Source organism: Burkholderia sp. Bp9140 (assembly GCF_003853425.1).
Taxonomy (GTDB): domain Bacteria; phylum Pseudomonadota; class Gammaproteobacteria; order Burkholderiales; family Burkholderiaceae; genus Burkholderia.
Genome location: NZ_QTPQ01000015.1, coordinates 150,331 through 157,233, shown reverse-complemented (window position 1 = coordinate 157,233; position 6,903 = coordinate 150,331). Strand labels below are relative to the sequence as shown.

Annotated in this window: 7 protein-coding genes and 1 rRNA gene; 5 read left to right on the top strand and 3 right to left on the bottom strand. The window is 66.9% G+C overall.

Translation table 11 applies throughout. From position 1 onward, the window contains the following. Positions 1-216 precede the first annotated feature (216 nt). Positions 217-329, top strand: a 5S ribosomal RNA gene (rrf, locus tag DIE21_RS14950). A gap of 101 nt (positions 330-430) precedes the next feature. On the opposite strand, the gene DIE21_RS14945 is transcribed toward rrf, so the two are convergent. Next, entirely contained in the window at positions 431-802 is a 372-nt protein-coding gene (locus tag DIE21_RS14945) for a nuclear transport factor 2 family protein (protein WP_124498416.1), read from the bottom strand. 99 nt (positions 803-901) lie between these two features. Next, positions 902-1,501: a hypothetical protein gene (locus tag DIE21_RS14940; RefSeq protein ID WP_124498415.1), complete on the bottom strand. Its 600-nt coding sequence runs from the start codon at positions 1,499-1,501 to the stop codon at positions 902-904. Between the two features lie 147 nt (positions 1,502-1,648). On the opposite strand from DIE21_RS14940, the gene DIE21_RS14935 reads away from it, so the two are divergent. After that, positions 1,649-1,999 (top strand): cytosine permease, encoded by a 351-nt coding sequence (locus DIE21_RS14935; RefSeq protein WP_124498414.1) that lies wholly within the window; start codon positions 1,649-1,651, stop codon positions 1,997-1,999. Between the two features lie 30 nt (positions 2,000-2,029). Here the strand turns inward: DIE21_RS14935 and DIE21_RS14930 are convergent, their stop codons facing one another. Further along, positions 2,030-3,034 (bottom strand): AraC family transcriptional regulator, encoded by a 1,005-nt coding sequence (locus DIE21_RS14930; protein ID WP_124498413.1) that lies wholly within the window; start codon positions 3,032-3,034, stop codon positions 2,030-2,032. A 135-nt stretch (positions 3,035-3,169) separates the two neighbouring features. Between DIE21_RS14930 and DIE21_RS14920 the strand changes: the two genes are divergently transcribed. Genes DIE21_RS14920 through DIE21_RS14910 form a run of 3 tightly spaced genes read left to right on the top strand, consistent with a single transcriptional unit; the run spans position 3,170 to position 6,846 of the window. Then, positions 3,170-4,843, top strand: a complete 1,674-nt coding sequence (locus DIE21_RS14920) for an acyl-CoA synthetase (RefSeq protein WP_124498412.1) — start codon at positions 3,170-3,172, stop codon at positions 4,841-4,843. A 20-nt stretch (positions 4,844-4,863) separates the two neighbouring features. Then, positions 4,864-5,631 carry a 3-hydroxyacyl-CoA dehydrogenase gene (locus tag DIE21_RS14915; RefSeq protein WP_124498411.1) on the top strand — a complete coding sequence of 256 codons (768 nt, stop codon included), beginning with the start codon at positions 4,864-4,866 and terminating at the stop codon, positions 5,629-5,631. Between the two features lie 24 nt (positions 5,632-5,655). Continuing rightward, positions 5,656-6,846, top strand: a complete 1,191-nt coding sequence (locus DIE21_RS14910; protein WP_124498410.1) for an acetyl-CoA C-acetyltransferase — start codon at positions 5,656-5,658, stop codon at positions 6,844-6,846. Positions 6,847-6,903 lie beyond the last annotated feature (57 nt).

Sequence of the window (6,903 nt, the reverse complement as noted above, 5' to 3'; positions counted from 1 at the left end):
TCAGGTGTGTAAGCGCAGTAATGCGTTCAGCTAACTGATACTAATTGCCCGTAAGGCTTGATCCTATAACAAGTCTGCCTTGTAGATCGGCGCCGTGCGCAAGCACTGAGCGAGATCGAGGCGACAAGTTGGATTCTCGTGTGTGATACACACAACCTAAATTACTGCTTCTTCCAAGATTGGTCGCGTTGCGAAGCAGCGCGACAACCCTCTTTGCCTGATGACCATAGCGAGTCGGTCCCACCCCTTCCCATCCCGAACAGGACCGTGAAACGACTCCACGCCGATGATAGTGCGGATTCCCGTGTGAAAGTAGGTAATCGTCAGGCTCCCTAAGCCAGAAACCCCCGCCCGAAAGGCGGGGGTTTTTGCATTTGTGGCGCCGGAAACGCGCGATGGCCGCGAGGCGGGGGGCGTGGCCGTCGCGGACTCAACCGATCTGCGATGCATGTCCGGCAACGACACGCCAGGTGCTCCCTGATCGGCGCCACAGGCGCGTATAGGCGAATGTACCGTTGAACGCGACGCCGCCGAAATGACCGGCAAGCACTGCCTTGGTCGTGGTGAGGATCATCTCGCTTATCGCATTCGCCTGCGTCTCCTGGCGATCGAGCGCTTCCAGACGCAGCAGCTTCGCACGATGCGCGGACAGATCATCGTGCTTCGAAATCACCTGTCCGCTTGGAATGGTGAAGATCAGATCGTCATCCAGCAACGCGTCGAGCGCGTCGACGTCGTTGGCCAGCATCGCTGCTCGAAGTGCGGCTTCATAGGGTTCGATGACTGCACGAACTGCATTCATATCGGGGCCTCGCATCGGTTCGAAGGATCGGGATTCCGCGCATGATCGGCAAGCGGGCGGCGGCTGGCACATTCGGGCGCCGCAGCTACGCGACAGAGGCTACTCCGGTCTCGACAGCGCCTGACGCCGCACCATCATCAGCAAGCAGATGCCGATCGACGCGAGGATGTTGACCGAAGGATAGAACGCGACCGCGACATTCCACGTGCTCAACGCCAGCAGCGCCAGCGCGTACTTGAGCACGCACAACGCGAAATACGCAAGGCTCTCGCTCCACGGATCGCGGAGCGTCTTGCGCACGGTCGGGCCGAGGCCGGCAAGCTCGATCAGCGTGACCAGACAGATCGACATCGTCGGGTCGTCGGTCAGCATCCAGAGCGGAATCGCCGATAGCGCCGCGCACAGGAAAAACCAGTCGATGCGGGTCCAGCCGCATTCGCCTCGAAACAGGCTCGCGACGAAAGTCAGGAAGCACGTGAGCGCAATCGCCGCCGTGCACCACGCGGACGGTCCGGCGCTCGCAACGAACTGGCCGGCGGCCGCGATCGCCGTGACGATCGACCAGATGAGCCAGGTGAACATATGCGGACGAACGGTGCGCTGGTAAATCGCGAGCGCGTACGGAATCGCTGCCAGCAGGGACACGGCAGATCCGACGATCCCCAGCACTGAAGCGGCACCCTGATCGACAGTCACCATCGCAGCGGTCCGGTTCGCACGAGCCGATCAGTATGTGATCGGATCGGCCCATGCGCAACGTTGTGCCGGTGACGAGTATCGATAGCCGCGCAGTGAGTCGCGGTCGGGCACTGAAGCGATCGAACACAAACCGGCTAGACGAACTTCATCCTGCTGCTGTTGTGCGTGCTCGTGCCGTGGACGGCGACCAACCTGGTCGACGACTTCCTCGCGTGTCACGGCGAATACGACGTCGATTCGTTCTTCCGGCAGGACGGCGGCATCTACCAGCACTTCAATGCGATCGCGGTCAAGTCGTATTTCATCGGCATCGTCGCGCAGGCGCCGTTCATGGCGACCGAGCGCTATACCGGGAAGCCGGCGAGCCGGCTTGGCGGGGCCGACATCCCGTGGATCGTCGGGCTGTCGTCGACGTCGCTCGCCCACGACGAGGGCTGCAAGCCGTTTTCGCGTCCGCTGCAGGGTGTGGCCGCCAGCATCGACGGCATGTCGTGCTGATCCCGCAGCGTGCCCGGGCCGCGTCGCGCATCAATGCTCCGGCTGCGCCGCATTGACGTCGCGCCGAAACGCGCCCGGGCTCGTGCCCGTCCATTTCCGGAACGCGCGATGAAACGCACTGGGCTCGGTGAAGCCGAGTTCCGCCGCGATCTCCGCGACGCTGAGCGTGTGTCCGCGCAGCAGCGACTGGGCCAGCGCGCCGCGCAGTTCGTCCTTGATCGACGCGAAGCTCTGTCCCTCGCTGCGCAAGCGTCGCCGCAGCGTCGCGGGCGTGGTGCCGAGGCGCACGGCCAGCGTGTCGAAGTCCGGCCACTCGGCGGCCGGCTGCGCTTTCAGGTGGGCGCGCGTTTTTGCGACCCAGCCGGTGTCGTGCCGGTAGCGGACCAGCAGGTTGCCGGGCGCGCCGCGCAGGAAGGTCTTCAGCGCCTGCGCGGAGCGGATCGTCGGCAGCGCGAGATACGCGGCGTTGAATGCGAGCCGGCTGTCGGGGCGGTCGAAATGTACCGGTACCCCGAAGAACTGGTGGTAGTCGCTGCGCTGATCGGGGCTCGGGCACGCGAAATCGATGCGCTGCAGCGGAATGCGCCGGCCGATCAGCCAGCAGGCGACGCCGAGCAGGATCAGCCAGAAGGTCCGGTAAGCGAATGCCGAATAGGGCGCGCCGGACGGCGCGAGGACGATCTGCGCCTGGCCGTCGGCGACCACGAGCTCGCCGTGCGGTTCGTCAAGCACCACGCGCAGGAACTGCAGCGCGCGCCGCAGCGCCTTCTCGAGCGTGCCCGCGTGCAGCACGGCGTGGCACAGCAGCGTGAAGCTGCCGCGCCGCATCGGGCGGGCCGCGAGCCCGAAAAATTCGTCGTCGATCGCGCTGGCGATCGCCAGCCACAGCCGGCCGTACTGTTGCGGCGTGACGGGCTCGCGCACGGCGGCCGACAGGCCGGCGGCGCGCAGCACGGGCCCGGCCGGAATCCGCTGCCGGCGCAGGCTCTCGAGCGCATCCTCGACGAAATCCGGCGAGATCATCTGCGGCCCCATTTTTCATGCCCCCCAGATATGGCAAAAGCGATCACGATTCTAGATTCTGTTTGTCATTGATTGCAATGTGACGGCTGTCTACCATCATCGATATACCCCCGGTTCGCCGGCGGTCATAACGAACAGGAGACACGCATGCGTGATGGAGCAACTGCCCGGGTGGTGCCGGCCTACGCCGACGCCGTGGCCGGCTTCCGTATCGAGACCGCCGCTGCCTGTCTGCACGGCGACCTGGAGCAGGGCCTGAACGCCTGCGTCGAATGCTGCGACCGGCATGCGGCGGCGGACGAGAACGCGATCGCGCTCGACTGGATCGACGCCGGCGGACGGCACCGCAGCTTTACGTTCGCGCAGATGCAGGCGCTGTCGGCGCGTGTCGCGAACCTGCTGGTCGAGCAGGGCGTGAAGCCGGGCGACGTGGTGGCCGGCCTGCTGCCGCGCACGCCCGAACTCGTCGCGACGATCCTCGGCACGTGGCGCGCGGGCGCCGTCTATCAGCCGCTTTTCACCGCGTTCGGACCGAAGGCGATCGAGCACCGGCTGCGCATGAGCGATGCGCGGCTGGTCGTCACCAACATCGCGAATCGCGCGAAGCTCGACGAGATCGCGGATTGCCCGCGGGTCGCGACGGTGCGCGAGCCGGGCGACGCGCTGCCGGCCCGCGACGTCGATTTCCGCGCGGCGCTCGACGCGCAGTCCGACACCTTCGAGGCGGTGCCGCGCAAGGGCACCGACCTGTTCATGATGATGTCGACGTCGGGCACGACGGGCTTGCCGAAGGGGGTGCCGGTGCCGCTGCGCGCACTGCTCGCGTTCGGCGCATACATGCGCGACGCGGTGGACCTGCGCGACGGCGACCGCTTCTGGAACATCGCCGATCCGGGCTGGGCATACGGTCTCTATTACGCGATCACGGGCCCGCTGCTGCTCGGCCATGCAACGACGCTGTACGAGGGCGGCTTCACGGTCGACAGCACCTACGACGTGATCGAACGGTTCGGCATCACGAGCCTCGCCGGTTCGCCGACCGCGTACCGGATGCTGATGGCGGCCGGCACCGAAGCGGCGGCGCGGCTGAAGGGGCAGTTGCGGGTCGTCAGCAGCGCGGGCGAACCGCTGAATCCGGAAGTCGTGCGCTGGTTTCACGCAGCGCTCGGCGCGCCGATCCACGATCACTACGGGCAGACGGAACTCGGGATGGTCGTGAACAACCATCACGGACTCACGCACGTCGTTCATGCCGGTTCGGCCGGTTTCGCGATGCCCGGCTACCGCGTCGCGGTGCTCGACGAAGCCGGTCGCGAACTCGGCCCGGGCGAGCCCGGCAACCTCGCGATCGACATCGCGCGCTCGCCGCTGCTGTGGTTCCACGGGTACTGGCAGCAGGACACGCCGGCGATCGCGGGCGGCTACTACCGGACCGGCGACAACGTCGAGCTCGAGCCGGACGGCACCGTGAGCTTCATCGGCCGCGCGGACGACGTGATCACGTCGTCCGGCTACCGGATCGGCCCGTTCGACGTGGAAAGCGCGCTGATCGAGCATCCGGCCGTGAGCGAGGCCGCGGTGATCGGCGTGCCGGACCCGGAGCGCACGGAGATCGTCAAGGCGTTCGTCGTGCTGTCGAAAGGTTTTGAGGGCACGCCGGCGCTGGCCGACGAACTGAGCCAGCACGTGAAGCGGCGACTGTCGGCCCACGCCTATCCCCGCGCGATCGACTTCGTCGACGCGCTGCCGAAAACCCCGAGCGGCAAGATCCAGCGCTTCGTGCTGCGCAAGATGGAAGCCGACAAGACCGCTCAATCCTGAATACCGAATACGGAGTGCGAATGAATATCAAGGATCGCGTTTTTCTGATTACGGGCGCCGGTTCGGGCCTCGGCGCGGCGGTGGCGCGCATGGTGGTCGCCGAAGGCGGCAACGCCATGCTGCTGGACGTCAATGAAAACGCCGGCGTGAGCCTCGCGCATGAACTCGGCACGTCCGCACGCTTCGTGAAGACCGACGTGACGAGCGAAGCCGACGGTCAGGCGGCCGTTGCCGCCGCGCGCGACGCGTTCGGCCGCATCGATGCGCTCGTGAACTGCGCGGGCGTCGCGCCGGGCGAGAAGGTCGTCGGCCGCGAAGGCCCGCATTCGCTCGATCGCTTCGCGCGCGCGGTGTCGATCAACCTGGTAGGCACGTTCAACATGATCCGGCTGGCGGCCGACGCGATGTCGAAGCAGGACGCCAACGCGGAAGGCGAGCGCGGCGTGATCGTCAACACCGCGTCGGTGGCGGCGTTCGACGGACAGATCGGGCAGGCGGCCTATGCGGCATCGAAGAGCGGCGTGGTGGGCATGACGCTGCCGATCGCGCGCGAACTCGCGCGGTTCGGCATTCGCGTGGTGACGATCGCGCCGGGCATCTTCGCGACGCCGATGATGGCCGGCATGCCGCAGGACGTGCAGGACGCGCTCGGCAAGAGCGTGCCGTTCCCGCCGCGGCTCGGCCGCCCCGATGAATTCGCGGCGCTGGTGCGCCACATTGCCGAGAATACGATGCTGAACGGCGAAGTCATTCGTCTCGATGGCGCGCTGCGCATGGCACCGCGCTGACACTGGAACTGGAGGAACTCGATCATGACGACACAGGATCCGATCGTAATCGTCGGCGCGGCGCGCACGCCGATGGGTGGTTTTCAGGGCGACCTGGCCGCGGCCAGCGCGAGCGAGCTCGGCGCGGTGGCGATCCGCGCGGCGCTCGAGCGTGCGAACGTGCCCGCCGAGCGCATCGATGAAATCGTGTTCGGCTGCGTGCTGCCGGCCGGCCAGGGGCAGGCACCGGCGCGGCAGGCCGCGTTGAAGGCCGGATTGCCGCTGGGCGCGGGTGCGACCACGGTCAACAAGATGTGCGGCTCCGGGATGAAGGCCGCGATGTTCGCGCACGATCTGCTGCTGGCCGGGTCGGCGGACGTGGCCGTCGCGGGCGGGATGGAGAGCATGACGAATGCGCCGTACCTGCTGCCGAAGGCGCGCGCGGGGATGCGCATGGGTCACGGCCAGGTGCTCGACCACATGTTCCTCGACGGGCTCGAGGATGCATACGACAAGGGCCGGCTGATGGGCACGTTCGCGGAGGACTGCGCGCAGGCCTATCAATTCACGCGCGAGGAACAGGACGCGTTCGCGATCGCATCGCTGACGCGTGCGCAACGCGCGATCGCGGACGGGCGCTTCACGTCGGAGATCGCGCCGGTGACCGTGAAGGCCGGCAAGACGGAAGCCGTCGTGTCGATCGACGAGCAACCGGGCAACGCGAAGCTCGACAAGATTCCGACGCTCAAGCCGGCATTCCGCGAAGGCGGCACGGTGACGGCGGCCAATTCGTCGTCGATCTCCGACGGCGCGGCCGCGCTCGTGATGATGCGGCGCTCGGAAGCGGAGCGGCTCGGCCTCGCGCCGAAGGCCGTGATCATCGGGCACGCGAGCTACGCGAACAAGCCGGGCCTGTTCGCGACGGCACCGATCGGCGCGATCCGCAAGCTGTCGGAGAAAACCGGCTGGAACCTGCGCGACGTCGACCTGTTCGAGATCAACGAAGCCTTCGCGGTCGTCGCGATGGCCGCGATGCGCGATCTCGACCTGCCGCACGACAAGGTCAACGTGCACGGCGGCGCGTGTGCGCTCGGCCATCCGATCGGCGCGTCGGGCGCGCGCGTGATGGTGACGCTGCTGGCCGCGCTCGAGGCGTATGGGCTGAAGCGCGGCATCGCATCGCTGTGCATCGGCGGCGGCGAGGCGACGGCGATCGCGATCGAGCGCGTCGCGTAACGCGAACGCATTCGCGCATCACGCACGGGACGGCACGTACGCCGTCTCGCGACGCGG